The sequence below is a fragment of the Chelativorans intermedius genome, assembly GCF_025398255.1.
Lineage (GTDB): Bacteria > Pseudomonadota > Alphaproteobacteria > Rhizobiales > Rhizobiaceae > Chelativorans > Chelativorans intermedius.
Window position 1 is genome coordinate 17819 of the sequence record NZ_JAODNW010000010.1, and the last position, 24297, is coordinate 42115.

Sequence of the window (24297 nt, forward strand, 5' to 3'; positions counted from 1 at the left end):
GGAGCGGCCTTCCACCGCTCCTCGCCGGCCGACAGGTGGTCAGGCGTCGCGGTTGCCCTGCATCACCGACGTATGCCAAGGCGTAAGCCAGCCACGCAGTTGCGCAATCAGCGTGTAAAGGCTGAGGCCGATGAGGGTAAGAAGGACGATGACGGCGAACAGGCCAGGCACCCTGAGCTCCTGCAGCATCGCCACGGCCAGGTAGCCCAGCCCCTCGTTGCCGCCGATGAACTCGCCCACGATGGCACCGATCATCGACATCACGACGGCCACCTCCATGCCGGCCAGCACCACCGGCAGGGCGGTGGGCAGGTCGAGCATGACGAAGCGTTGAAACGGCGTCGCCTGCAACATGGTAAAGACGTCGCGGTCGCCCGGCTCCACCGATCGGAACGCCACCAGCGCATTCGAGAAGACGGGAAAGAAGGAAAGCGCAGCGGCGATGACGATCTTCGACTCCAGCCCGAAGCCGAACCAAAGGATGAACAGCGGCGCCAGCGCGATCTTGGGGATGAGCTGCAGGCAAACGATGAAGGGTTTGAAGGCCCATTCCAGCACCTGGATGCGCGCCATCGCCATGCCCAGCGTGATGCCGATCGCCACGGCTATGAGAAAGCCGGAGACCGCCTCGATGACCGTGACGAGGGCGTGATGCCAGATGTCGGGATCGCCCACGAGCTCGACAAAGGCGGCAACGATCTCCAGCGGGGTGGGAAGGATGAAGGCGGAGACTTCCGCCGTGCGCACATAGACCGTCCACAAGACGAGGAATACGACGACGGTGGCCGTCGGAAGGGCAATGCGCAGAAAGCGGTCGCCGGCCATCAGTGATCTCCCGTCAGGCTGGCGCGCAGATGCACCAGCATGTCCTGAAATTCCGTCCGGCGCTGCAGGTCGAGCGAGCGCGGGCGCTCGAAGGGCATCTCCACCACCTCGGTGATGCGCGCCGGGCGGGGCGCCAGCACCACCACGCGATCGGAAAGAAAGGCGGCCTCCGTGATCGAATGGGTCACCAGGATGGTGGTCACGCGTGCCTGCTGGCAGACGGACATGAGCTCAAGATTGAGCGTGTCGCGCGTCATGGCGTCGAGCGCGCCGAACGGCTCGTCGAGCAACAGCACCTGCGGCCCGGTGATGAGCGCGCGCGCCAGCGAGGCCCGCTGGCGCATTCCGCCCGAAAGGGCCGAGGGGCGCATCCTCTCGAAACCTTTGAGACCCACCGTCTCGCACAGCGCAAAGGCGCGTTCCTCGCGCTCGGCACGGTTCACCCCGCGCAGCCGCAACGGCAGCGCCACGTTTTCCGCCACCGTGAACCAGGGAAACAGCCGTGCCTCCTGAAACATCATGGAGATCGGGCGTGTCGCCTCCGCAGAACGCTTCTCGCCGTTCCATACCGGGCGGCCGCGCACCAGAACCTCGCCTTCCGTCGGCTGTTCCAGACCGGCGATGATGCGCAGAAGCGTGGTCTTGCCGCAGCCCGAAGGCCCAAGAAGCGAGATGAAGTCGCCGCGCTTCATGTCGAGCGTGGCATCGCCGATGGCCCGCACGGCGTTCTCGCCGCGGCCAAAGGTCTTGCCGACACCCGACAGGCGGATGTCGGCATCGTTGTCCATCTTCATGCCTTGAGAGCCTGATCGAGCAGATCGTTGGTGTAGAGCTGTGTGGCTGGCACTTTCCTGTCGATCAGCCCGGCGCCGGCGAGCAGCTCCACGGCGCGTTCCCAGACCTCCGGCACGTTGCGCAGCAGGTTCTCGTTGCCCTGGGCGGCCCAGTTCTGCGCATTGGCGCGCAGGTCCTTCTGCGCGGTCTCAAGGTTGTTGAGTCCGGTCACATCGTGCTTTTCACCGATGGTTTTCAGGATGGGAACGAGGTCTTCGGTGTTCACGATCTCGCTGGCTGCGCGATGGGTGGCGCGCAGGAAGGAAACGAACTTCTCGGGATTCTCGGCGACCTGGTCAGGCCGCGCGACATAGACCTGGCCCGGCATTCCATCGTCGATCGGCATTGCCGCCACGTCGTCGCGGGCCGACGTCGCGATCACCATGGAGGACGTGTTGCCGATGAAGGCGCCGGCGCGGCCCGCCTCGATGAGCGCGAAGGAGGCGGCGGAATCGGCCACCTTCACCTTGTTCACAGTCTGCGGAGAGATGCCGGCGCGGCGCATCATGAGATCCAGCGTCCCTTCCATGGAGCCGCCGAGCGTTGCCATGCCGACGGTCCGACCTTCGAGATCGGTGACCGACTGCACCGGGTTGTCCTTTGACGAAATGATGAAGAAGGGCGAACGCTGCGCGATCGTGGCGATCGAGATCAGCGGCGCACCGTTGTTGACATGCGAGACGATATAGTTGGTGCCGCCGGTGCGGCCGGAGTCCATCTGCCCCGCAATGGTCATCTGCGCGGCAAGCGCGGCGCCCTTGCCGGCCTCCAGCCGCATGGCCAGGCCCTCATCGGCGTAGTAGCCGGCCGCATCCGCGTAGAGTACCGACGAAAAGGAGAGCGAGAAGGAGAAAGGGGTGATGAAGTTGAATGTCGTCTCGGAATGCCCCCTGGTCGGCAGCGACAGCAGCGCCGCACTCCCCATCGCGCCCATCATCAGGCTTCGTCTTGTCAGCTTCACGCTCCCCTCCTGTTCAAATGTGAACTTAATGTTCATTAGACATAATCATATTCTCGCATGGCTTGCAAGACCGGAGGATTCGGCCCTTGCGGCAGAAGGCAGGCAGCGGGAAATCAGGCGGGCGGGTCGCGCCTGGGTGCCGGGTCGCCGCCAAGAAGCCGGGTGATGGCGGCGGCGGCGTCCACGACCTTCTGGCGAAGGCCGCCTTCGATCACTGCTGACGTGTCGGAGGAGGCGGCCTGGGTGATGTTGATGGCGGCAACCACGCGCCCCTCGATATCGCGCACGGGTGCTGCGATGCTGGCAATTCCGGTCTCGAACTTGCCGATCTGGACGATGGCGTCCGCCTTCCGGTCGCGCCGCCACTGGGCCACCAGCTCGCCCAGGCTGCGTGGCGTCCGGCCGGGCGCGTTCTGATAGGTCTCGTCGCGATAGAGCCGGATGAGATCGTCTTCGCAAAGATCGGCGAGAAGCACGCGCCCCATCGTCGTGCCCGCCGCCGGCAGGCGGCTGCCCACATGCACGATGCTGGCAAGCCCCATATGGCTTGGCACCCGCAGCATGTAGAGCACGAAACGCCCGTCCCTGACGCCCAGATGCGCCGACCAGTCGGTGGCATCGCGCAGCCTTTCGAGCTCGGGCAGCGCAATCTCCACCAGCTCGCGCGATGCCAGATAGCCGTATCCCAGACGCAGCACGGCAGGGCCCAGCGCGTAGCGCCCGCTGTTCGGATCGTGCAGCAGATAGCCCTGCTGCGCCAGCGTGTAGACGGCGCGGAACGCGGCAGAGCGCGTCGTGCCGAGCCGGCGCGCGATCTGGGAAAGCGTCATCTCGCGTTCTTCCGGCGTGAAGGCTTGCAGCACCTGCAGGCCGCGGAGCAGGCCGGGCACGAGATATTTGTCGCCGGCCGAGCCTGTGGCCGGAGGTTGATCCAGTGTTTTGCCCATAAAACACTGTCTAGCAGGCAAAACGTCGTGCGTCTAGCCTGCTGTCAGATCACAAAGAAAAGGGAGCCTCCGATGACGATCCACGCAACCCCCACGTCCGCCCTGGCGCAGGAGCTGGCTGCGCACACCGGCCGCTTCACCGACAAGTCCTTCGACTGGAACGCCTTTCCCTCCAATGCCGGCTTCGACGAGCTGGCGCGCGCGCAAATGCGCTACATCGGGGCCGGCGGCTCGCCCAAGGTGGGCGACAGCTCGACGCTCAAGCCCGACAACTTCACGCTCAGCCTCATCTATAAGGAGCCGGGCAAATATGCGGCCTGCCACAGCCATGAGATCGAGGAGAGCTTTCTCATCATCGAAGGGGTGCTGACGGTCGGCTGGGAAAAGGACGGCGAGGTTGTCGAGGTAAGGCTCGGACCGAAGGACATGATCCTCAATGCGCGCGAGATCGGCCACGGCTTCCGCAATGACGGTGTCACCCCGGTGCTGATGTCCATCTCCGTGGATGTCGGCAAGCCGCTGCCGCCCGTCTATCACTACCATCCCAAGGAACATCCCAGCGAGCTTGCCCGCAGCTTCGGCGCCGCCCCCGGCAAGACCCTGCCGTTCGACCGCAATGGCGAGCACCCGCTGCAGAAGCTGATGGCGCGCTATGTCGTGCGCCACAACGAGTTGCCCACCATCTGGGAGGATGCGGGCTTCACGCGCAAGGTCTATGTCGGCCCCGGCGGCATCGAGCACGATACATGCCGCAAGGAGATGCTGGGCATCCCCTCGCGCGTCGGCGTCAAGCCCTACAGCCGCGATGTCGAAGAGGCGTTCCTGGTGCTTGAGGGCTCGCTCACTGTTGGCTGGGAGGAGAATGGCGAGCATGTGGAAACCGAGCTCGGCCCGCGCGATCTCGTCAAGACGCCGGCCGGCCGCAGGCACTGGTTCCGCAACAATTCCGCTGGCCCGGCGACCGTGTGGAGCGTCATCGGTTCGGCCACCGCCGGCGAAATCGCCTATCGGGCGGCCTGAGCCTGCGTCGCATTGCCGGGTGCCGGGCCTTCGCCCCGGCGCCCGGCGCTGTGATGGTGGGGATTCAGCCCTCGCGTTCGCTGAGGAAGAGCCGTTTCAGCCGCGTCACGTCCCCGTCGGACAGGCCGCGCACACCCGTCACCTCGATCCACGCGTCGATATAGTGTTCGGGGGCGTAGACATGGCCGTGGCCCATCGGCGCGGTCGTGGCCAGCGCCATGTCGAGAGCGATCTGCAGCAGGGTCACCACCGGATACCAGCGAAGATGGGGGGAGACGTCGGGACCGCGCGGCGGCGCCATCCACTCCGGCTCCCGGTAAAGCGCGTGATGGTCGAAGAAGGTCACCGGGTCGCTGGCATATTGCAGATAGACGATACGCATGGGGCCCCATTCCGCGCCCGGAATGTCCAGGGCGTTGTCCTGGTTTGTGAAACGGACGGCGGAGCTGTCGCGGAAGCGCGGCAGCCAGGCTGGTGTGTCCGGGTTTCGGTGATTGGTCGCATAGTGCCAGATGCGGCTCGCAAAGGGCGGCCCGCTCCACAGCGCGCCGTGATAGGGGTCGCCCAGCACGTCGTAGAGTTCGCTGGAAAGCTCGGAGTTCAGCGTGCCGAGGCTCAGCCCGTGGAGATAGAGCCGCGGCCTGCTGTCCGCCGGCAGGCTGGTCCAGTGTCCGTAGACCGCGTTGAAGAGGGCGCGCGCCGCCTCCGCGCCGTATTCCGGTTCCACCAGCAGAGACAGCCAGCTTGTGAGATAGGAGTACTGGATGGCGACACTCGCCACATCGCCGCGATGCAGATATTCCAGCGTGTCCATGGCGGCGGGGTCGATCCAGCCGGTGCCCGTCGGCATGACGATGACGAGCACCGAGCGTTCAAAGCCGCCGATTCGGATGAGCTCCTCCAGCGCCAGCCTGGCACGGGCCTGCGGCGTGTCCGCCGCATTGATCCCGACATAGACGCGAAGCGGCTCGATCGCCTCCTCGCCCCAGAAGGCGCCGATGGTTTCGGCAGAAGGGCCCGAGGCGATGAACTCGCGTCCGGCCCTGCCAAGATCCTGCCACGCCACCAGCGAAGCCGCGCTGCCCGTCTTCGAGGGGTCTTCCGGTCTCTCCCTTTCGGGCTCGATGAGCTCGTCATAGGTCTGGAAGGAGGAATCGGCCATCCGGAGCGCCTGCCTGAGCAGCACCCCGTCGATCAGCAGCCAGAACACCAGAACGGCAGCCGCCACGCCCAGCACGTTCGCCAGACGCCGCGGCACGAAGCGGCGCAGCCGCGCCGCGGCGAAGGTCAGCACCAGCCGGAAAAGGCGCGCCACCGCCATCACCAGCAGGAAGGTGAGGGCGGCAATGACGATGATCCGCACGGGATTGGCGGTATCGAGCGGCTCCAGGCCCATCAGGCCGCGGATGGAGTTCTGCCATTCCGAGGCCTGCCAGAGAAAGAGGCCGGCAATGAAGGCGCAGATCACGGATGCGGCATATTTGACGAGCAGCAAAGCCCGCTCGGAAGGGCCGCGCAGCTCCAGATAGGCGGCCAGCCACCGGCCGAACACGCCGATTCCGTAGCCCGCGGCAAAGCACACGCCGGAAAGCACCCCCTGCGTCAGGAAGTTCCGCGGCAGCAGCGAGGGCGTCAGCGAGGCGGCGAAGAAGAAGGTGCCGATGAGCAGGCCAGTGGCCGAGAAGGAACGCCAGAAGTTCATGTCACACATTCTCCAGGCCGGCGGGGATGCAAGGGGAAGGCGACTTAAGTGTTCGCAACTTAACGTAAATCCTCGCCGGATCAACCGTCGACCCCGGGTGCGCCGGCCGAGATGCCGGATCAAGAGATGCGGGGGGCCTTGTATTTCCAAAGCGCTTCGGGCAAGGTCGCCGCGATCCGAAGCGCTTCGGCTTGCGGTTTCAATCAGCCCAGAATCGATTTGCAGGAAGAGTGCCCATGAGCGGCAGCAACGAATGGTGGCGCGGTGCCGTCATCTATCAGATTTACCCGCGTTCCTTTCAGGACGACAATGGCGACGGCATTGGCGATCTGAAGGGGATCACCCGGCGGCTCGGCCACATCGCGGAGCTGGGGGCCGATGCCATATGGCTCTCGCCCATCTTCACCTCGCCGATGGCCGACATGGGGTACGACGTCTCGAATTACACCGACATCGACCCGCTGTTCGGCACGCTTGCCGATTTCGATGCCATGGTGGCGGGCGCCCACGAGCTGGGGCTCAAGGTCATCATCGACCAGGTGCTTTCCCACTCCTCCGATCGGCATCCCTTCTTTCAGGAAAGTCGCAGGTCGCGCGACAATCCCAAGGCCGACTGGTATGTGTGGGCCGATCCCAGGCCCGACGGTACAGCCCCCAACAACTGGCAGTCGATGTTCGGCGGCATCGCCTGGCAGTGGGAGCCGCGCCGGCGGCAGTACTATCTGCACAATTTCCTGAAGGAGCAGCCGGATTTCAACTTCCACAACCCGGAAGTCCGGGAGTGGCTGCTCGGCACCATGCGCTTCTGGCTGGAGCGCGGGGTGGACGGCTTCCGCCTCGACACGGCCAATTTCTACTTCCACGACAGGCTGTTGCGCGACAATCCTCCGTTTGACGACGGCTCCGGCCTGCCGCCGGTCAACCCGGCGATGATGCAGGTTCACACCCGCCAGAAGAACCAGCCCGAAAACATTGCCTTTCTGGAGCGCATCCGCGCGCTTCTGGACGAATATGGCGGCCGCGCCGTGGTCGGCGAGATCGGTGAGCAGCATTTCGCGGTCGAGCTCATGGGCGAATACACGACCGGCAAGCGGCTCAACATGGCCTATTCCTTCGAGATGCTGGGCCCGAAGTTCTCTGCCGCGCATTTCCGCCGCAATGTCGAGGAGTTCTTCCGCCTGGCGCCCCAGGGCTGGCCATGCTGGGCCTTCTCGAACCATGACGTGCCGCGCCATGTCACGCGCTGGGCCGGCTTCGGGCATGACCAGGACAGCCTGGCGAAGCTTTCGGGCGCGCTGCTTCTTTCGCTCAAAGGCTCGATCTGCCTGTATCAGGGCGAGGAGCTGGGCCAGACCGAAACCGAACTTGCCTTCGAGGAGCTGACGGACCCGCAGGGCATCGCCTTCTGGCCCGACGACAAGGGGCGGGATGGCTGTCGCACGCCCATGGTATGGAGCGCGAAGGAGCCTCATGCCGGCTTTTCGGCCGCGCAGAAGACCTGGCTTCCCGTTCGCGAACCCCAGCGCGCCCGTGCCGTGGATGCCCAGGCGGACAATCCCGATTCGGTGCTCGCTTTCTACAGAACCATGCTTTCGCTGCGCCGCGGCCGCGAAGAGCTGAAGACCGGCAGGACACGCTTCCTTGAGACGGCGGAGCCGGTCCTGGCCTTCCTGCGGGGCGAGCGCGTTCTCTGCGTCTTCAACCTTTCCGCCGACAGCCACAGGGTGGATGTTCCGGCCGTCCGCACGGTGTTGCTGTCCCAGGCGGCCGAGCCGCAGGACGGCGCCGTCCGCCTGGGGCCGAACGGCTTTCTGCTGGCTGAAATCGCTGGCTGAAGCGGTCTGCCGGATCTGGCGGGCGGCGGGAATGCCTGCCGCTGCCCGCCGCCGCCCCACCAGATCAATAGTTTGTGGGCTGACTTGTCGAAACGGATGGGCACCATCTGTTTCGGTCAGACCACCAGAACGGTTCATCGTTTCATTGAAACGCTGATCCGGTCTGTCTATTTGTTTTTGCTGCATTTTTGCGATGCCAGATGATTTCATCCGGCTGCAAAATGCCCTAGGCGGAACGCGCGGGGTCGAGCGTCACCCTGTAAAGCTCGTTGTCGCCGCGATCCATCAGCCGCACCGTCATCTGCTCGCTGGCCGCGTCGATGTCTACAAGGCCGAAGAACTGCAGGCCCGCCGAAGGCGGCAGGTTGGCACCCTGTTCCGGGCTCGGCGCCTTTACGAACTTCACCTCCGGGCCGAACGTCCCGTCCAGCGCGTTGGGGCCGAAGGTGCCCGCATGCAGCGGACCGGAGACGAACTCCCAGAACGGGTTGAAGTCCTGGAACCGGGCCTTGTCGGGGTTGTAGTGGTGGGCGGCGGTATAGTGGACGTCCGCCGTCAGCCAGACCACGTTCTGCACGCCGGCGTTCTTGATGAAGCGCAGGAGGTCGGCAATTTCCAGCTCGCGGCCCTTCGGTGCGCCGGGATCGCCATTGGCAATGGCCTCCGCGCCGGCCTGTTCCTGCCAGTTGTCCCACACGATCAGCCCCAGCGGCATGTCGCTGGCGATCACCTTCCAGGTTGCCCGGGAGTTTGCGAGCTCACGCTTGAGCCACTGCAACTGCGCCTCGCCCATGATGCGTGCGGCGTCGGTCAGCGCCTCCTCCATGGAGGGGCCGTTGGGCCCGCGATAGGAGCGCAGGTCGATGAAGAAGACATCGAGCATCGGCCCGTAGGCGATCTTGCGGTAGATGCGGCCGGGCTCGGTCGGCGTGTAGCGGATCGGCGTCATCTCGTGGAAGGCGCGGGCGGCGCGCGCCTGCAGAAGCGGCACAGACTTTACCGTATAGCGGTCGTCGCCCGAGAGGTCCTTGGCGCTCGACCAGTTGTTCACCACCTCATGGTCGTCCCACTGGAAGAAGGTGGGGCAGACGGCATTGAGCGCGCGCACATGCTCGTCCATCATGTTGTATTTCCATTGCGCGCGGAATTCCGCCAGCGTCTCGGCCACCTTGCGCTTCTCGTCGATCAGCACCTTGTTCACCCACTTGGTGCCGTCCTTCAGCTCCACCTCGTCCTGCATGGGGCCGTCGGCATAGACCGTGTCGCCGGAATGAAGGAAGAAGTCGGGCTGATGTCCGGCCATGGTGGCGTAGGTCAGCATGCCGGTCTCGTCGATGCCCCAGCCCTGGCCGGCCGTGTCGCCCGACCAGGCGAAGCGCACATTGCGGCGCGCCGCCGGCGCGGTGCGGAAGCGGCCGACGATGGGTTCGGAGCTGGCCGAAACATCGTCCAGGTTCACCGCCGTCATGCGATAGAAGATCTCCTGGTCCGGCGTCAGCCCGGCGAGCAGACGCTTGACCGCAAAGTCGCTCTCCGGGAGCGCATCGAGGGGCGGCAGCTTTACGGCGTTGGAAAAGCTTTCGGTCGTGGACACCTCGAAGAAGACGCGTGCCGGCCGGTCCGTGCGCGTCCACACCATGCCGGAGGTGGTGTCCACGTCGCCCGACTGCACACCATGGGTGAATTGCGGCCGGGCGGCGGCGCGGGAGATGGCGGGCATGGCCAGCGTGCCGAGGCCGGCGGTGAGTGCGGCCGCGCCGGTGCGGGCCAGAAGTGCACGACGGGTGGTCACTGCAAAGGGTTTCATCGTCGTCTTCCCGGTTGGATGGACTTTCAAGCGGCTTTGCGGTCCCCGGCGATGTCCGGGGCTATTGCATGTGGGTTGAGTCCTTGTTCGGCTTTGCCGGCCCCTCCACCAAAGATCCCTCCAGATGGGGGATCGAGGTGCGCGCGGCCTGCCTCCCTCCCCGTTGAGGGGAGGGATTGCGGGTCCGGTCAGGGACCTGGAAGCCTTGTGCGACTGCCCTCCGGCGATGCCGGAGGGACCCGTCACGAAATGGCGGTCAGCCGATCCTGCCGCCGCCCTGCTTTGTCACCACGACCACGGAGGGCCGCACCGGCAGGCTTTCATCGAAGTCCGGCCAGCGGGTGGCGGGCTGCTCGAAGGTGGACAGCCCTTCGTCGCCCGGGTGCTGCACGGCCAGAAACAGCGTCTCGCCGTCCGGCGTGAAATAGGGCCCGCACATCTCCGCGCCGATGGGCACACGGAAGAACAGCTTCGAGGTGCCGCGCGCCTCGCCTTCCGTATCGACGGCCCACAGACCGTCGGTGCGCCCGGTCTTGTCTTTGCTGTTGCCGTCGGTGGAGACCCACAGGCGGCCTGCCGCATCGACGGCGGCGTTGTCGGGCATGCCGAACCAGCCGTTTTCGCTGGTGGCCGGCGAGAAGGTGGCGCCCACTTCCGCGATTGACGGATCGCCGCACTTGAGCAGGATTTCCCACCGGGACTTCGTGGAGGCGAAGTCGCCATCCGTCTCGGTGATCTCGATGATGTGGCCGAAGGCGTTCTCGGCGCGCGGGTTGGCGGCGTTCACGTCATCCGCCTTGCGACGGGTGTTGTTGGTGAGCATGCAGTACACCCTGCCGGTCTGCGCGTTGGGCTGCACATCCTCCGGCCGGTCCATCTTGGTGGCGCCCAGAAGGTCGGCTGCCCGGCGCGTCTCGATCAGCACATCCGCCTGGCTCTCGAAGCCGTTTTCCGCCGTCAGCGGCCCCTCGCCATGGACGAGCGGCAGCCACGTCACGGTGCCGTCCTCGTCGAAGCGCGCCACATAGAGCGTGCCGTCATCCAGCAGATCGGCATTGGCGGCGGGGTCGGCCTCGTTGAAGGTGCCGCTGGTGACGAACTTGTAGACATAATCGAAACGCTCGTCGTCGCCGGAATAGCACACCACGCGGCCATCGCGGTTGACCACCGTCTCGCAGCCCTCATGCTTGAAGCGGCCAAGGGCGGTGCGCTTCTTCGGCACCGAGTTGGGATCGCGCGGATCCACCTCGACGATCCAGCCGAAGCGGTTCGGCTCGTTCGGCTCCTTGCCGATGTCGAAGCGGTCGTGGAAGTTGCCCCAGTTGTACCAGCCGCCCGGCACGCCCACGCGCGCATAGTTCTGCGCTTCCCGGTGCCCTTCCGGCAGCTCGCCGCGGAAATAGCCGTGGAAGTTTTCCTCGGCCATCAGATAGGTGCCCCAGGGCGTCACGCCGCCGGCGCAGTTGTTGAGCGTGCCGAAAACCTTCGTGCCGGAGGGGTCGGCATTGGTCTTGACCCGGTCATGGCCGGCCACCGGCCCGGACAGCATCATCTCCGTCTCGACGGTGATGCGGCGGTTGTGCGGGCTGTCGAGCACCGGCTGCCACTTGCCGTTCTCGCCCTTGCGGATCTCGATCACCGTTCCGCCATGGGCGGCCATCTCGATGTCGACCAGCTCCTTCGTGTAGTCGCCCAGCTGCACCTTGCCGTCCACCACGCGGGCGAGGCCGGGGAACATCAGCTCGCCATTGGTGTACTCGTGGTTGACCACCAGAATGCCGCGGTCGCCTGCTGCGCCGAGCGGGATGAAGCCGATATAGTCGTTGTTGTAGCCGAACTGCCTGGCCTGCGCCTGCGCCGTCTGGTTCATGGGATCGAACTCCGGCGCGTCGGCGAACACCTTGTCGCCCCAGCGCAGGAGAATGTCGGCGTCATAGCCCTCGGCCACGTGGTGTGTCTCGTCCACGCCGGCCTCGACCTCGGGAAAGTCGAAGCTGGAGCCCGCCGCGGCTTCGGCGCGGCCGGCCAGCAGTGCCATCGGGCTCACGGTCGCGCCGATGGCGGCGACCGCCAGCGAGCCGCCCAGAAAACCGCGGCGCGAGTAGCGGCGGTTGATGATGTCGCCCATGGTGGGATTGTCGCTCGGATTGCGGCCGACATCCTCCGATTCTTCGCGGATGTCCGTGGGCGTCCTGATATCCCTGGCGTTGACGTGCTCGTTCATGCCTGCCTCCTCGGGTGGGTCGTTCGGGGTCGCTTGATGTCCCGAAACGCTTAATCGAAGACCTGTTGCAGGCAGATGACAAGAGCGGGGAAAAAATTGTCCTTTTCACCGCCGTGGCGCCGGGGCGCCACGGCGGTGCGGTTCACGCCGCCAGCGCGTATTGCGAAGCCTGGCCAAGCGCCTGGGAGACCGCCTGCTGCGCGGCATCCGGGCTCAGCGCCACGCCTTCGACGCGGATCACCTCCACATCGCTTATGCCGAGGAAGGCGAGGAAGGATTTCATGTAGGGAACCGCATGGTCGAAGGCTGCCGAAGCTCCCTGCGAATAAACGCCGCCGGAGGCCAGCACCAGATAGGCCTTCCTGCCCTTTACCAGCCCCTCCGGCCCCTTCTCGGTATAGCGGAAGGTGCGCCCGGCCCGCGCCACATGGTCGAACCAGCTCTTCAGCGTCGAGGGAATGGAAAAGTTGATCATCGCGGCCGCGATGACGATCGCCTCGGCCTCCAACAGCTCGTCGACGGCCTGGTCGGAGATGGCGACAGCGCGCGCCTGCTCTGGCGTGCGTGCCTCTTGCGCCGTGTAGATGCCGGCAGCGAAGTGGGGGTCGATGTGGGGCAGGGGCTCGCGTGCGAGATCGCGCGCAACCAGCCGGCTTCCCGGCCGGGCGGCACTCAGCTTCTCGGCGAGCTCCCTTGCGACCCGGCTCGAAAGAGAGGCTTCGCCGCGCGGGCTGGAGGTGACAAGCAGGATGGATGACATGGCTTTTCGTCCTTCTTCTTCGTGTCCGGCAGGGCGCCGGGAAACGGTTCGGACGGAATTTGGCGATGGACATCCATTTTAAAAACAGGGAAAATATCGCTACAAATGATCAAGAATATAGATAGGTCATGGAAGCCCAACCCACCCTGGATCAGCTGCAGGTCTTTCTCGCCGTTGCGGAGGAGGGCAGTTTTTCCGCTGCCGCCCGCAGGCTCAATCGTGCCCAGTCGGCCATCAGCTATGCCATCGCCAATCTGGAGGCGCAGCTTGAGCTGAAGCTTTTCGAGCGCACGGGCACGCGCCATCCGCGCCTGACGGAGGCCGGTGCCGCCATGGTGGAGGATGCCCGCCGCATGGCCGCCTCGCTGCAGCTCCTGCGCGCCCGCGCCCGCGGTCTCCGCCAGGGGCTGGAGGCCGAGGTGCGGCTGGCCGTAGATGTGCTTGTGCCGATGCCCGTTCTCACCCTGGTGCTCAAGGCGTTCCGGGCGACCTTTCCCACGGTCGGCGTCCACCTTCACACCGGCGCGTTGGGAGCGGTGGTCGATCTGGTGCTGCGCGGCGAGGCCGATCTGGGCATTGCCGGTGAGGCCGGGTTCAAGAAACATGGAGAAGGCCTCGTCGTGCGCCAGATCGCCGAACGGCGCATCGTGCCGGTGGCTGCGCCCGACCATCCCCTGGCGCTGGCGGAAAAGCCGGTTCCCGCGGCCGTCGTGCGCGAGCACTTCCAGGTCGTGATCACCGACCAGACCGAGCACACAAGAGGCCGGAACTTTCGCGTGTTCGCCTTCAATACCTGGCGGGTAAGCGATGCCCTTGCCAAGCATGCGCTGCTGCTCGAAGGGCTCGGGTGGGGCGGGATGCCCCTTTGGATGGTGGAGAAGGATCTGGCGGCCGGCCGTCTGGTGGAGCTTGTCCTGGAGCCCTATCCGCCGACCGACTACACGCTCTTTGCCATCCGGGCAGAAGATGCGCCCTTCGGCCCGGCGGCTGGCTGGCTGGTGGAGCGTTTCGAGCGGGAGTTGAAGGATTTCTGCACTGTCAGCGCCTGACGGTCTCCGCCCCGCCGCCCGTGGCCGGCATTCGCCGACGCCTCAAGACGCCTTCACATGGTCCCGCCAGGAGTAGCGCGGTTCGTAGCCCAGCACCTTGCGTGCCTTCTCGATGGAGATGAGCGATTCGTTGGCCGCGATCGGCCGCTTGCGCACGGCGCCGGGATAGACCTCGTCAAGCAGCTCCTCGTTGGTCCGGCTCATCACCGAATCCGCATTGGCGATGCCGAAGACATGCGCCCCCGTGATCTTCGCCTCCAGCGCCAGCCTGGCGGCCTGCGCGGCGTCGCGCGCGTCGATATAGGTCCACAGGTTCCAGTGGCGCGAGCGTGGATCCTTGTCGAAATCGGGGAAACGGGCATAGTCCTGCGGATCCATGACGTTGGAGAGCCTGAGGCCCACGATCTTCATTTCGGGGTCCCAGCGGCAGAATTGCTCCGCCATCTTCTCCCCCATGAGCTTGGACAGCGAATAGGCGGTCTCCGGCCGTTCGATCTCCTCGTCCACGGGCACATAGGCGGGGCCTTGCGGGTAGGGAATGCCATAGACGGTCTCGCTGGAGGCCCACACCACGTTCTTGATGCCGAGCTGGCGCGCAGCCTCGAAGATGTTGTAGGTGGAAACCGTGTTGTTGGCGAAGGTGACGTGATTGGGAGCCAGCCCCGGCGCGCGGATCGCCGCCAGATGCACCACGCCTGTCACCTTCTCCACCCGTTCGTCGATCATTGAAAGCGCGGCGATCGCCTGGCCGAAATCGGCAAGGTCCGCGCGGCTGAACCGCACGTCGGCGTCGCCGGGCGGTACAAGGTCGATGGACGTCACCTCATAGCCATGTTCCATCAGATCCCGCACGCAGGCGCGCCCTGCCTGGCCGCTCCCCCCGGTTACGACGATCATCTGCTTCTCCCTTTCTGGTCCGTGATGGGCCGGACCCTATCACCTCTCCGCGAGGTCTGTCATGAGCCCCAGCCGCCCCCTGCTGCGGAACGCGCCGGGCGCGCAGCCTTCGGCACGGCGGAATGCCTTGGAGAAGTAGTTGGCATCGGCAAAGCCGCAGGCGGCCGCCACGGCCTTGATGGGTGCATCGGTGGCCAGCAGCATGCGCCGGGCGCGTTCCATGCGCTTTTCGAAGATGTAATCGGCAGGCGGCTGCCCGACCGCCTGCCTGAACACGCGCACGAAATGGGCGCGGCTCAGTCCCGCCGCCCGCGCCAGCATGCCGACATCCATCAGCCGCCCCAGATTGTCGTCCACGAAGCGCTGCGCGCGCAACACCGCCGCCGGCAGATCCACGGTCTCCGCCGCCGTGCCGAAGGCCGCGTCGTAGAGCGCCGCCATGGCCGAATAGGCGGCGGCCGAAAGCGCACCGGGCTTCTCCGCCGTGCCGGAGAGCAGCTTGAGGCAGGCGCCTGCCAGCCGGTCCACCACCTGCGGCGTCGGCCTCAGCACGGGTCCCTCCGCCTCCAGGATCGCGCCTGCCAGGCGCAGCGCCTCCCGGCCTGCCAGGATCATCCAGAAATATTCCCATCGCTTCCCCCGCTCCAGCCAGTAGCGGTTGGCGTGGGGAAAGGTCAGCAGCATCGTCTCACCCGGCAGCAGCACATGGCCCGCACCCTCATAGTCGAGCCGTCCCTCACCGGCGACGGTGTGCTGGATGAGCACGAAAGGCACGGCGCCGCGCCGCAGCCCGTCCCAGGAATAGACCTCGTTCACCCGGAGTTCGTAGCCGGCCCCGCTGGCCATGCAGAACAGGCCGATCCCGCCCCTGGGAGCGGTGATCTGGCGCATGCGATGGCCATGCGCGATCAGTTCCGACAGCACAGAATTACCCTTTTCAGCACAAGCTTTCTCTACACCGCCGCGCGGCGAAAGGCTACAGCTTCGGCGACGGTTCGGATGAACATTCCCGAGGAGGATGCGCGCATGTCGTTCAAGGTCGCCATCATCGGCGCCGGCTCTGTCGGCTTTACCAAGAGGCTGGTCATGGACCTTTTCAAGGTGCCGGAGTTCGCCGGCATCGAGATCGCCCTGACGGACATCAACGCGCACAATCTCGACATGATCCGCCAGATCATCGAGAAGATCGTCGCGGTGAACAATCTGCCGGCAAGGGTGACGGCGACCACGGACCGCCGTTCGGCCCTCGAAGGCGCGCGCTACATCCTGAGCTGCGTGCGCGTGGGCGGGTTGGAAGCCTTTGCCACCGACATCGACATTCCGCTCAAATACGGTGTCGACCAGTGCGTCGGCGACACGATCTGCGCCGGCGGCATCATGTACGGCCAGCGCAACATCCCCGTCATCCTCGATTTCTGCCGCGACATCCGCGAGGTGGCGGAAGAGGGCGCGCTCTTCCTCAACTATGCCAATCCCATGGCCATGAACACCTGGGCGGCGCTGAAATATGGCGGCGTGGAGACGGTCGGCCTTTGCCATGGCGTGCAGCACGGCGCGGAACAGATCGCCAAGGTTCTGGGCGTGAAGGACGAGGAGCTGGATTATGTGTGCAGCGGCATCAATCACCAGACCTGGTATATCGACATCCGCGTCAACGGCCGCAGGGTCGAAAGGGAGGAGCTGATTGCCGCCTTCGAGCGCCATCCCGTCTATTCCAGGCAGGAAAAGCTCAGGATCGACGTCCTGAAGCGTTTCGGCGTCTATTCGACCGAGAGCAACGGACACCTTTCCGAATATCTTCCCTGGTATCGCAAGCGCCCGGAGGAGATCGGAAAATGGATCGACCTGAGCGACTGGATACACGGCGAGACAGGCGGCTATCTGCGCCACTGCACGGAGATGCGCAACTGGTTCGAGACCGACTTCCCGAAGTTTCTGGAAGATGCCGGCAGGCCGCTTTCCGAGCACAAACGCACCAGCGAACATGCATCCTGGATCATCGAAGCGCGGGAGACCGGGCGCGTCTATCGTGGCCATTTCAATGTCAGGAACGGCGGCGTCGTCACCAACCTGCCGGATGACGCGATTGTCGAGAGCCCCGGCTTCGTTGACCGTTTCGGCATCAACATGGTGGAGGGCATCACCCTGCCGCTCGCCTGTGCGGCCACGTGCTCTGCCTCCATCTCCGTGCAGCGCATGGCGGTGGAGGCCGCGGTCTCGGGCGATATCGAGCTTCTGAAGCTTGCCATGCTGCACGACCCGCTGGTGGGTGCCGTCTGCACACCGGAGGAGGTGTGGTCGATGGTGGACGAGATGGTGGTGGCGCAGGCTCGCTGGCTGCCGCAATATGCCGACGCCGTGCCCGCTGCCCGCCAGCGGCTTGCCGGATCGAAGGCGGCCACGCGCGAATGGCAGGGGGCGGCGCGCCAGAAGGTGCGCACGGTCGAGGAGTTACGGCAAAGGACGGGCGCGTAGTGCGGCAGCCGCCGCCGGCCGGCCGGGAAGGAGTGCGATGAAGGAGCCTGCCCGTTTCATTGTCGTCGGCGGCGGCACGGCGGGATGGATCGCCGCCTTCGTCCTTCAGGACAGCGCCCGGCGCAAGGGCCTCGACGCGAAAGTCACGGTCGTGGAGTCCTCCAGGATGCCGACGATCGGCGTCGGCGAGGCCACCACAGCCGCCTTCCGCGTGCTCCTGAAGTATTTCGGTATCGACGAGTTCGCGTTCCTGCGCGAGACGGAGGCGAGCCTGAAGCTCGGCATCCGGCATGAAGGTTGGCGTCGCAGGGATCATGTCTACTACGGGCCCATCGACGACCCGCATCAGGTGGTGGCCGCCCCTCCGGGCGCCCCCTCCGACTATCTCAACATCTATGCGGTGGCGGCCGGCAGGCCGGTGCAGGCCATGCATCTGTTCCAGCCGCTGCTGGAAAGCCGCAAGGCTCCCTATGCCTTGCGGTCCGACGGCACGCTCGCCCCGCTCGGTCCGTTTCACTATGCCTATCACTTCGACCAGGCGCTGGTGGGCAGGTTCTTTGCGGCCCGGGCGCGCGGTGTGGAGACCGTCGACGCGCTGGTCCGCGGCGTGGAGCGCAACGCGGAGAGCGGCCTCGTCGAGGCGTTGGTGCTGGACGACGGCAGCCGGCTCGGCGGCGACTTCTTCATCGACGCCACGGGCTTTCGCAAGCAGATCATCGTGCGCGAGCTCGCGGCCGCCTGGAAATCCTATGCCGAGGAGCTGCCGGTGAACCGCGCGCTGCCCTTCTGGCTCGACCATGACGAAACCGCCGACATCCCCAACTACACCCGCGCCTGGGCGCAGAGTGCGGGCTGGATGTGGCAGATCCCGACGCAGACGCGGCTCGGCTGTGGCTATGTCTATTCCGATGCCTTTCTTTCGCCCGACGAGGCCCATGAAGAGGTCGAGCGGGCGATAGGCCGCAAGATCGAGGCGCGGGGCGACATCCGCTTCTCCATCGGCCGGCTGGAGACGCCCTGGCTCGGCAACTGTCTGGCGGTGGGCTTGAGCTCAAGCTTTCTGGAGCCGCTGGAGTCCACCTCCATCCACGGCACCATCGTGCAGATGATGCTCTTTTCCGGCCGCTTCCTGAAGCACCCGTCGGCCATGACGCAGGCCGACCGCGACGACTACAACCGCCGTGTCGGGCGGCAGGTCGACGATTTCCGCACCTTCGTCAACATGCACTATGTGGTGGAGCGCGACGACACCCCGTTCTGGCGCGAGGTGCGTGCCAACCGCATCCACGCGCACACGCGCGAGCGCCTGGCCCGCTGGCAGCGGGAGATGCCACGCCGCGAACATTTCCCCGACTATCTGGACGGCCTGCCCCATGTCGAAACGCAGCTCTACTATCCTGTGCTCGACGGCCTCGGCCTGCTCGACCGTGCGGTGGCCCGCCAGGAGATGGCCCGTTCCCCCGCCCTGCGCGCCTTCGCACGCAAGGCTTACGAGAGCCTGGCGAGGGAGTATCGTCACGCCGCACTGAAGGCACTCGGCCATGGGGCGTTTCTGAAGCATGTGCGGGAAACGGCCTGAACTTTCCGCAATCCGCGACAGCCACGGGACATCCGGGAAAAAAAGCCCGGCCTTCGGGCCGGGCAAGGTTTCCGTGGGAGGAGGAGGGGATATCAAGCCACCTGGCGCTTGGCCGCGGTGCGCACCCAGGCGGGCAGCCAATCGCCATGGGCGGCGATGAGCTCGTCGGTAAGGCTCCAGATCTGGTCGAGATCGAGCTCGGCGCCCGTGTGCGGGTCCATCATGGCGGCGTGGTAGATGTGCTCGCGGTTCTCGGTCATCAGTGCCGCCACCGTCAGCTCCTGGACATTGATGTTGGTGCGCATGAGCGCGGTCAGCTGTGGCGGCAGCGCGCCCACCACCGTCGGCTGGATGCCGTTGGCATCCACCAGGCAGGGCACCTCGACGGCGCAGCCCTCGGGCAGCGAGGTGATGTAGCCCCTGTTCGGCACATTGCCGTAGATGACCGCAGGCTCGCCGGTCCACACCGCGTTGAGGATGGAGGAGGCGTATTCGTGGCTTTCCTTCACCTCGATGCGCTCGGCCTTGCGATAGCGTTCCGCCTGTGCCTTCCAGCTTTCGATCTGTTCGACGCAGCGCTTGGGGTACTCGTCGAGCGGAATGCCGAACTTCTCGATCAGGTCCGGCCGGTCGCGCTTGATGAACCAGGGCACATATTCGGCGAAGTGTTCGGAGCTCTCGGTCACGAAATAGCCGAGACGCGTCATCATCTCGTAGCGCACCTTGTTGGGGCAGCGCGGGTTCCAGTGGCTGGGTTTGGGGAAGCGGCCCTCGCGATAGCCCTTGAAGAGCTCGGGATAGAGATTCCTGTAGGTGCCGTCGGGCTGGCGGTGCTCGAAGGTGAGATAGAACGCCATATGGTTGATGCCGGCTGCGAGATAGCGGATCTCCTCGACCGGAATGTCGAGGTCGCGCGCCAGCTCGAAGGCGGTCCCCTGCACGGAATGGCACAGCCCCACCTGGCGGATCTGCGGGTATCTGGCGGCGATCGCCCAGGTGTTGATGGCCATCGGGTTGACATATTGCAGCAGGATGGCCCGGGGGCAGAGCTCCAGCATGTCCTCGCACACCTGCCACAGGTGCGGCACTGTTCTCAGCCCCCGCATGATCCCGCCGATGCCCAGCGTATCGGCGATGGTCTGGCGCAGGCCGTACTTCTTGGGCACCTCGAAGTCGATGACGGTGGAAGGCTCGTAACCGCCGATCTGGAAGGCGACGATGACGAAGTCGGCGCCGTCGAGGGCGGCCCGCCGGTCCGTGTGGGTCTCCACCCTGGCCGGAACGCCCAGCGTGGAGACCAGCTTGTTGGCCACCACCGCGCTCTCCTCCAGGCGTGCGGGGTCGATGTCCATGAGCGAGACCGTGGCGCCGGCAAGCGCCGGACGCTGCAGGATGTCTCCGATGATGTTCTTCATGAACACCGTGGAACCGGCGCCGATGAAGGCGATTTTGGGATATGCCATTTCTGCTTTCTCCGAAGTTCAAGCGGCAATTTCGAATGCGGCGCGGACGAGCCGGGCCGTGTAGTCGGTCTTGGGGTTGGACAGCACGTCCTCCACCGGGCCTTCCTCCACGATCTTGCCGAACTGCATCACCATCACGCGGTGGCACAGCGCGCGCACCACCTTCAGGTCGTGCGAGATGAAGAGGTAGGACAGGCCCTTCTCGTCCTGCAGCTTGCGCAGAAGGTCGATGATCTGCGCCTGTACCGACAGATCGAGCGCGGATGTCGGCTCGTCGAGCAGGATGAATTCCGGCTCCAGCGCGATCGCCCGGGCGATGGCGATGCGCTGGCGCTGTCCGCCGGAAAACTCGTGCGGGAAACGGTTGAGAATGGTGTCGGGCAGCCCGGCATCCCTGAGCGCCTGGCGCACGCGGTCCACGCGCTCGCGCGTGTTGGCGCCGATCCTGTTGACGATCAGCCCTTCCTCGATGATCTGGCGCACCGACATGCGTGGGTTGAGCGAGGCGAACGGGTCCTGGAAGACCACCTGCATGCGCGAGCGCAGGGGGCGCATGGCCTTGCGCTCCTTGCCGTGGATTGCCTGACCGTCGAAAAAGATCTCGCCGCCGTTGTTGTCGATCAGCCTTATCAGCGCCTGCCCGAACGTGGTCTTGCCCGAGCCGCTTTCGCCCACCAGGCCCAGGGTCTCGTGGCGCTTCAGCGCGAGATCGAGATCGTTGACGGCCACCAGGTCGAAATAGTCGGGCTTGAAGAAGCCGCCGCGCCTGAGCCGGAAGGTGACGTTCACCTTCCGCCCCTCCAGCACGATGGGGCTGGCCGGCGAGATCGGCCTGGCGGCGCCCTTCGGCTCGGCGGCGAGAAGGCGCTGCGTGTAGGGGTGCCGCGGGTTGGCAAACAGCGCTTCCGTCTCGTTGTGCTCCCGCACCACGCCGTTCTGCATCACATACACGTATTCGGAGAACTGGCGCACGATGGTCAGGTCATGGGTGATCAGGATCACCGCCATGCCGTACTTGTCCTTCAGGTCCTTGATGAGGTGCAGGATCTGCGCCTGCACCGTCACGTCCAGCGCCGTCGTCGGTTCATCGGCGATCAGGATGTCGGGCCGGTTGGCGAGCGCCATGGCGATCATCACGCGCTGGCGCTGCCCGCCGGAGAGCTGGTGCGGGTATTGCCGGAGCCGCGCCTCCGGCTCCGGGATCTGCACCTCCTCCAGAAGCTGCCTCGCCCGCGCCATCGCCTCCTTGTTCGAGATGCGGTTGTGCAGGTGCAGGATCTCGCAGATCTGCCGGCCGATCGTGTAGACGGGGTTGAGCGAGGACATCGGCTCCTGAAAGATCATGGAGACGTCCTTGCCGCGCAGGCGCCGCATCGCCTTCTCGCTCAGGGAGACGATGTCCTTTCCGGCAAGCGTGATCTTCGTTCCCGGCTTGATGGTGGCCCGCCGCGAAAGCAGGCGCATAACCGTGCGCGCCGTCACCGACTTGCCGGAGCCGCTCTCGCCGACCAGCGCGATGGTCTCACCCTTGTGGAGCTGGAAGGACACATCGCGCACCGCGTTCACGACCCCGCCCTCCACCTTGAAGTCGACGGCGACGTTGCGGGCATCGAGGATCAGCTCGCGCCCGTGCTTGCCCAGATCGTGGCGCTCCGGCGGGGCGAAGGGATTGTTCTCGTCGAGCATTCTTCTCCCCCTCAATACGGATCGACGGCATCGCGCAGGCCGTCACCCAGCGCGTTGAAGGCAAAGACGGTGATCAGCACGAAGACCACCGGCGAAAGGATCCACGGATAGGAGCCGATGACGGAGAAGGTGTTGGTATCCTGCAGCATCAGGCCCCAGGAGATCAGCGGCGGCTTCACGGCAAAGCCGAGGAAGCCGAGGAAGCTTTCCAGAAGCACCACCGTGGGAATGGCCAACGTGACGGCCACGATGATGTGCGAGAGCACGTTGGGCAGAATGTGGCGCGTGATGATGCGCATGTCGCCGGACCCCACGGCAATGGCGGCGCGCACATAGTCGATGCGCGCCAGCGCCAATGTCTTTGAGCGCACCTCCCGTGAAAGCTGTGCCCAGCCAAGAGCGGCCAGCACCGCAATCACGAAGGCGATAAAGACGTTGGAAGGTGCCGTGAGCGGTACCAGCGAGGTCAGCGCCAGATAGAGCGGCAACTGCGGAAACGCGAGCACGAAGTCGACAAATCGCTGCACGATATTGTCCACGTTACCGCCCAGATAGCCGGAGCCGATGCCCACAAGCGTGCCCACCGTGGTGGTGATGGTCACCACGGCAAAGGCGATAATCAGCGAGATGCGCGATCCGTGGATGCCGCGCGAAAGGATGTCGCGGCCGAACTTGTCGGTGCCGAGCAGGTGGAGCGGCCGCCCGTCCCTCGTGCCGAAGAAGTGACGCTCGGCCGGAATGAGGCCGAACAGGCGGTATGAATGTCCCTTCACGAAGAAGCCGACCGGAGTGGGATTGTCGAGGATCGGGCCCGTCAGAGGTTGGAAGGTCACCGGATCGAGCTCGCCCGTCTCGCCGACGGGATAGACATAGGGGATGAGGCTGAAGCTGCCGTCGGGGGCGGTGAACGAGATAACATCCGGTGGCGCAAAGGGCGTATCGGTCGCCCGTGGGTCCATCGGTGCAAAGAAATCCGCGAAGACTGCGATGATGACAAGCAGACACACGAGAACCAGGCCCGTCATGCCGCTCACCGAGCGCCTGAAGCGCCGCCATACCAGCGTGTAGTAGCTTTCGTGGCGCTGCGGCAGGCGCACAGCGGCTTGTTCTTCCGGCAACGTGGCATCCGGTGCCTGCAGTGGCTCGCCGGCGCTGGAAGGATGTGAGGCTGGTGGACGTAGGTCGAGATTGGTCATGCGGACTTCTCCCCGCCGAGGCGAACGCGCGGATCGAGCAATGCCAGAAGCAGATCGGCGATGATGTTGCCGATGATGAGCGTGGTTGCGAGCACCAGCATGAAGGTGGCCGTCACCCACACATCGCCGACCGCCATGGAGCCGACGATGGCCGGACCCACCGTTGCAAGGCCGAAGACGACGGCCACCTCGATTTCTCCGGTGAGCATGTAAGGCAGCACCACCCCTTGATACGCGACCAGTGGATGCAGGGCGTTGGGCACGGCATGCCGCATCACCACCGCCCCTTCCGACAGCCCCTTTGCGCGCGCCGTCTCGATATACTGGGCGTTCAGCACATCGAGCAGATTGCCGCGCATCACGCGCATGTTGTAGGCGAGCCCGCCGAAGGTGGCGATGAAGACCACCGGCCAGACATGCTGCACGAGATTGACGAACTTGTCCCAACTCCAGGGTGCGCCGCCATAGCGGGCGGAGAAGAACATGCCCACTTCCGACACGTTGAGGCGGAAGACCAGGATGTAGAGAATGATGATCGCCAGCAGGAAGCGCGGGATGGTCAGTCCCAGAAAGGATATGAAGCTGAGCAGGGTGTCCACCCAACTGTATTGACGGGTGGCAGCGACAATGCCCAGCGATATGCCGAACAGCGAGGCCAGCAGGTGGCAGGTCAGTGCCAACGCGATCGTGGCCGGCAAGCGGTCGGCGACAACGTCTCCCACGGGTCGATTGTAGTAGAAGCTGTGCCCGAAATCGAAACGCGTGACAATGCCGGTCACCCAGCGCACATATCGCACGATCAGGGGGTCGTCGAGCCCATGCGCCTCGCGATAGGCTCTCGCCTGTGCTTCGGCCTGCTCGATGGTCGCTCCGCCCTGGTTGATGAGCATGGAGCGGATATAGTCGGAGTAGTCGCCAGGCTTCGCCTCGATGATGGCGAAGGTCACGATGCTCAGGGCGAAGAGGATCGGGATCGCTCCCAGAATCCGGATGACGAGAAATCTCAGCATGTCGCGCAGCCATTGGTTGGTTGGTCA

The 24297-nt window shown here is 65.1% G+C and carries 19 protein-coding genes; 5 read left to right on the forward strand and 14 right to left on the reverse strand.

What is annotated here, in order from left to right:
• Positions 1–39: 39 nt before the first annotated feature.
• The 4 genes from NYR58_RS09160 to NYR58_RS09175 form a co-directional block, all read right to left on the reverse strand.
• Entirely contained in the window at positions 40–825 is a 786-nt protein-coding gene (locus NYR58_RS09160) for an ABC transporter permease (protein ID WP_261520242.1), read from the reverse strand.
• Complete coding sequence (locus NYR58_RS09165) at positions 825–1619, reverse strand: ABC transporter ATP-binding protein (RefSeq protein WP_261520243.1); 795 nt, start codon at positions 1617–1619, stop codon at positions 825–827. Before NYR58_RS09165 ends, NYR58_RS09160 begins: the two co-directional genes overlap by 1 nt.
• Positions 1616–2620 carry an ABC transporter substrate-binding protein gene (locus NYR58_RS09170; RefSeq protein WP_261520244.1) on the reverse strand — a complete coding sequence of 335 codons (1005 nt, stop codon included), beginning with the start codon at positions 2618–2620 and terminating at the stop codon, positions 1616–1618. The genes NYR58_RS09165 and NYR58_RS09170 overlap by 4 nt, the downstream gene beginning before the upstream one ends.
• Positions 2621–2733: 113 nt before the next feature.
• Positions 2734–3567, reverse strand: coding sequence for an IclR family transcriptional regulator (locus tag NYR58_RS09175; protein WP_261520245.1), 834 nt, complete (start codon positions 3565–3567; stop codon positions 2734–2736).
• Between the two features lie 72 nt (positions 3568–3639).
• Between NYR58_RS09175 and NYR58_RS09180 the strand changes: the two genes are divergently transcribed.
• Positions 3640–4587, forward strand: coding sequence for a cupin domain-containing protein (locus tag NYR58_RS09180; RefSeq protein WP_261520246.1), 948 nt, complete (start codon positions 3640–3642; stop codon positions 4585–4587).
• A 64-nt stretch (positions 4588–4651) separates the two neighbouring features.
• On the opposite strand, the gene NYR58_RS09185 is transcribed toward NYR58_RS09180, so the two are convergent.
• The gene (locus NYR58_RS09185) at positions 4652–6289 is read right to left on the reverse strand and encodes an alpha/beta hydrolase (RefSeq protein ID WP_261520247.1); all 1638 of its coding nucleotides are present in this window, start codon (positions 6287–6289) and stop codon (positions 4652–4654) included.
• Between the two features lie 236 nt (positions 6290–6525).
• Here NYR58_RS09185 and NYR58_RS09190 point away from each other — a divergent pair, with 236 nt between their 5' ends.
• Entirely contained in the window at positions 6526–8124 is a 1599-nt protein-coding gene (locus NYR58_RS09190) for an alpha-glucosidase family protein (RefSeq protein WP_261520249.1), read from the forward strand.
• Between the two features lie 226 nt (positions 8125–8350).
• Here the strand turns inward: NYR58_RS09190 and NYR58_RS09195 are convergent, their stop codons facing one another.
• The 3 genes from NYR58_RS09195 to NYR58_RS09205 all read right to left on the reverse strand — a co-directional run bounded on the left by NYR58_RS09195 (position 8351) and on the right by NYR58_RS09205 (position 12915).
• Positions 8351–9931, reverse strand: a complete 1581-nt coding sequence (locus NYR58_RS09195) for an alkaline phosphatase D family protein (RefSeq protein WP_261520250.1) — start codon at positions 9929–9931, stop codon at positions 8351–8353.
• Positions 9932–10187: 256 nt separating this feature from the next.
• Positions 10188–12155 carry a PhoX family protein gene (locus NYR58_RS09200; RefSeq protein WP_261520251.1) on the reverse strand — a complete coding sequence of 656 codons (1968 nt, stop codon included), beginning with the start codon at positions 12153–12155 and terminating at the stop codon, positions 10188–10190.
• 142 nt (positions 12156–12297) lie between these two features.
• Positions 12298–12915, reverse strand: coding sequence for an FMN-dependent NADH-azoreductase (locus tag NYR58_RS09205; protein ID WP_261520253.1), 618 nt, complete (start codon positions 12913–12915; stop codon positions 12298–12300).
• 128 nt (positions 12916–13043) lie between these two features.
• On the opposite strand from NYR58_RS09205, the gene NYR58_RS09210 reads away from it, so the two are divergent.
• A complete protein-coding gene (locus NYR58_RS09210; protein ID WP_261520254.1) occupies positions 13044–13964 on the forward strand; it encodes a LysR family transcriptional regulator in 921 nt (306 codons plus the stop codon).
• Between the two features lie 42 nt (positions 13965–14006).
• On the opposite strand, the gene NYR58_RS09215 is transcribed toward NYR58_RS09210, so the two are convergent.
• The gene (locus tag NYR58_RS09215; RefSeq protein WP_261520255.1) at positions 14007–14861 is read right to left on the reverse strand and encodes an NAD-dependent epimerase/dehydratase family protein; all 855 of its coding nucleotides are present in this window, start codon (positions 14859–14861) and stop codon (positions 14007–14009) included.
• A gap of 39 nt (positions 14862–14900) precedes the next feature.
• Positions 14901–15785 carry a helix-turn-helix transcriptional regulator gene (locus NYR58_RS09220; protein WP_261520256.1) on the reverse strand — a complete coding sequence of 295 codons (885 nt, stop codon included), beginning with the start codon at positions 15783–15785 and terminating at the stop codon, positions 14901–14903.
• A gap of 102 nt (positions 15786–15887) precedes the next feature.
• Between NYR58_RS09220 and melA (NYR58_RS09225) the strand changes: the two genes are divergently transcribed.
• Together melA (NYR58_RS09225) and NYR58_RS09230 are read left to right on the forward strand one after the other, a co-directional pair.
• A complete protein-coding gene (gene melA / locus NYR58_RS09225) occupies positions 15888–17336 on the forward strand; it encodes an alpha-glucosidase/alpha-galactosidase (RefSeq protein ID WP_261520483.1) in 1449 nt (482 codons plus the stop codon).
• 37 nt (positions 17337–17373) lie between these two features.
• The gene (locus NYR58_RS09230; RefSeq protein WP_261520257.1) at positions 17374–18915 is read left to right on the forward strand and encodes a tryptophan halogenase family protein; all 1542 of its coding nucleotides are present in this window, start codon (positions 17374–17376) and stop codon (positions 18913–18915) included.
• 92 nt (positions 18916–19007) lie between these two features.
• On the opposite strand, the gene melA (NYR58_RS09235) is transcribed toward NYR58_RS09230, so the two are convergent.
• From melA (NYR58_RS09235) to NYR58_RS09250, 4 genes are read right to left on the reverse strand one after another with little or no spacing between them, the layout of a single operon-like run.
• Positions 19008–20378 (reverse strand): alpha-glucosidase/alpha-galactosidase, encoded by a 1371-nt coding sequence (melA, locus tag NYR58_RS09235; RefSeq protein WP_261520258.1) that lies wholly within the window; start codon positions 20376–20378, stop codon positions 19008–19010.
• A gap of 18 nt (positions 20379–20396) precedes the next feature.
• Positions 20397–22064, reverse strand: coding sequence for an ABC transporter ATP-binding protein (locus NYR58_RS09240; RefSeq protein ID WP_261520259.1), 1668 nt, complete (start codon positions 22062–22064; stop codon positions 20397–20399).
• A gap of 11 nt (positions 22065–22075) precedes the next feature.
• Positions 22076–23260 (reverse strand): ABC transporter permease, encoded by a 1185-nt coding sequence (locus NYR58_RS09245; protein WP_261520260.1) that lies wholly within the window; start codon positions 23258–23260, stop codon positions 22076–22078.
• Complete coding sequence (locus NYR58_RS09250; protein WP_261520261.1) at positions 23257–24270, reverse strand: ABC transporter permease; 1014 nt, start codon at positions 24268–24270, stop codon at positions 23257–23259. The genes NYR58_RS09245 and NYR58_RS09250 overlap by 4 nt, the downstream gene beginning before the upstream one ends.
• Positions 24271–24297 lie beyond the last annotated feature (27 nt).

Bases quoted from the DNA above. Each gene is read 5' to 3' on its own strand.
- NYR58_RS09180 (WP_261520246.1), top strand. From the start codon at position 3,640: ATGACGATCCACGCAACCCCCACGTCCGCCCTGGCGCAGGAGCTGGCT.
- NYR58_RS09175 (WP_261520245.1), bottom strand. From the start codon at position 3,567: ATGGGCAAAACACTGGATCAACCTCCGGCCACAGGCTCGGCCGGCGAC.
- NYR58_RS09165 (WP_261520243.1), bottom strand. From the start codon at position 1,619: ATGAAGATGGACAACGATGCCGACATCCGCCTGTCGGGTGTCGGCAAG.
- NYR58_RS09205 (WP_261520253.1), bottom strand. From the start codon at position 12,915: ATGTCATCCATCCTGCTTGTCACCTCCAGCCCGCGCGGCGAAGCCTCT.
- melA (WP_261520483.1), top strand. From the start codon at position 15,888: ATGTCGTTCAAGGTCGCCATCATCGGCGCCGGCTCTGTCGGCTTTACC.
- NYR58_RS09250 (WP_261520261.1), bottom strand. From the start codon at position 24,270: ATGCTGAGATTTCTCGTCATCCGGATTCTGGGAGCGATCCCGATCCTC.
- NYR58_RS09200 (WP_261520251.1), bottom strand. From the start codon at position 12,155: ATGAACGAGCACGTCAACGCCAGGGATATCAGGACGCCCACGGACATC.
- NYR58_RS09185 (WP_261520247.1), bottom strand. From the start codon at position 6,289: ATGAACTTCTGGCGTTCCTTCTCGGCCACTGGCCTGCTCATCGGCACC.
- NYR58_RS09160 (WP_261520242.1), bottom strand. From the start codon at position 825: ATGGCCGGCGACCGCTTTCTGCGCATTGCCCTTCCGACGGCCACCGTC.
- NYR58_RS09195 (WP_261520250.1), bottom strand. From the start codon at position 9,931: ATGAAACCCTTTGCAGTGACCACCCGTCGTGCACTTCTGGCCCGCACC.
- NYR58_RS09210 (WP_261520254.1), top strand. From the start codon at position 13,044: ATGGAAGCCCAACCCACCCTGGATCAGCTGCAGGTCTTTCTCGCCGTT.
- NYR58_RS09190 (WP_261520249.1), top strand. From the start codon at position 6,526: ATGAGCGGCAGCAACGAATGGTGGCGCGGTGCCGTCATCTATCAGATT.
- NYR58_RS09240 (WP_261520259.1), bottom strand. From the start codon at position 22,064: ATGCTCGACGAGAACAATCCCTTCGCCCCGCCGGAGCGCCACGATCTG.
- NYR58_RS09230 (WP_261520257.1), top strand. From the start codon at position 17,374: ATGAAGGAGCCTGCCCGTTTCATTGTCGTCGGCGGCGGCACGGCGGGA.
- melA (WP_261520258.1), bottom strand. From the start codon at position 20,378: ATGGCATATCCCAAAATCGCCTTCATCGGCGCCGGTTCCACGGTGTTC.
- NYR58_RS09215 (WP_261520255.1), bottom strand. From the start codon at position 14,861: ATGATCGTCGTAACCGGGGGGAGCGGCCAGGCAGGGCGCGCCTGCGTG.
- NYR58_RS09245 (WP_261520260.1), bottom strand. From the start codon at position 23,260: ATGACCAATCTCGACCTACGTCCACCAGCCTCACATCCTTCCAGCGCC.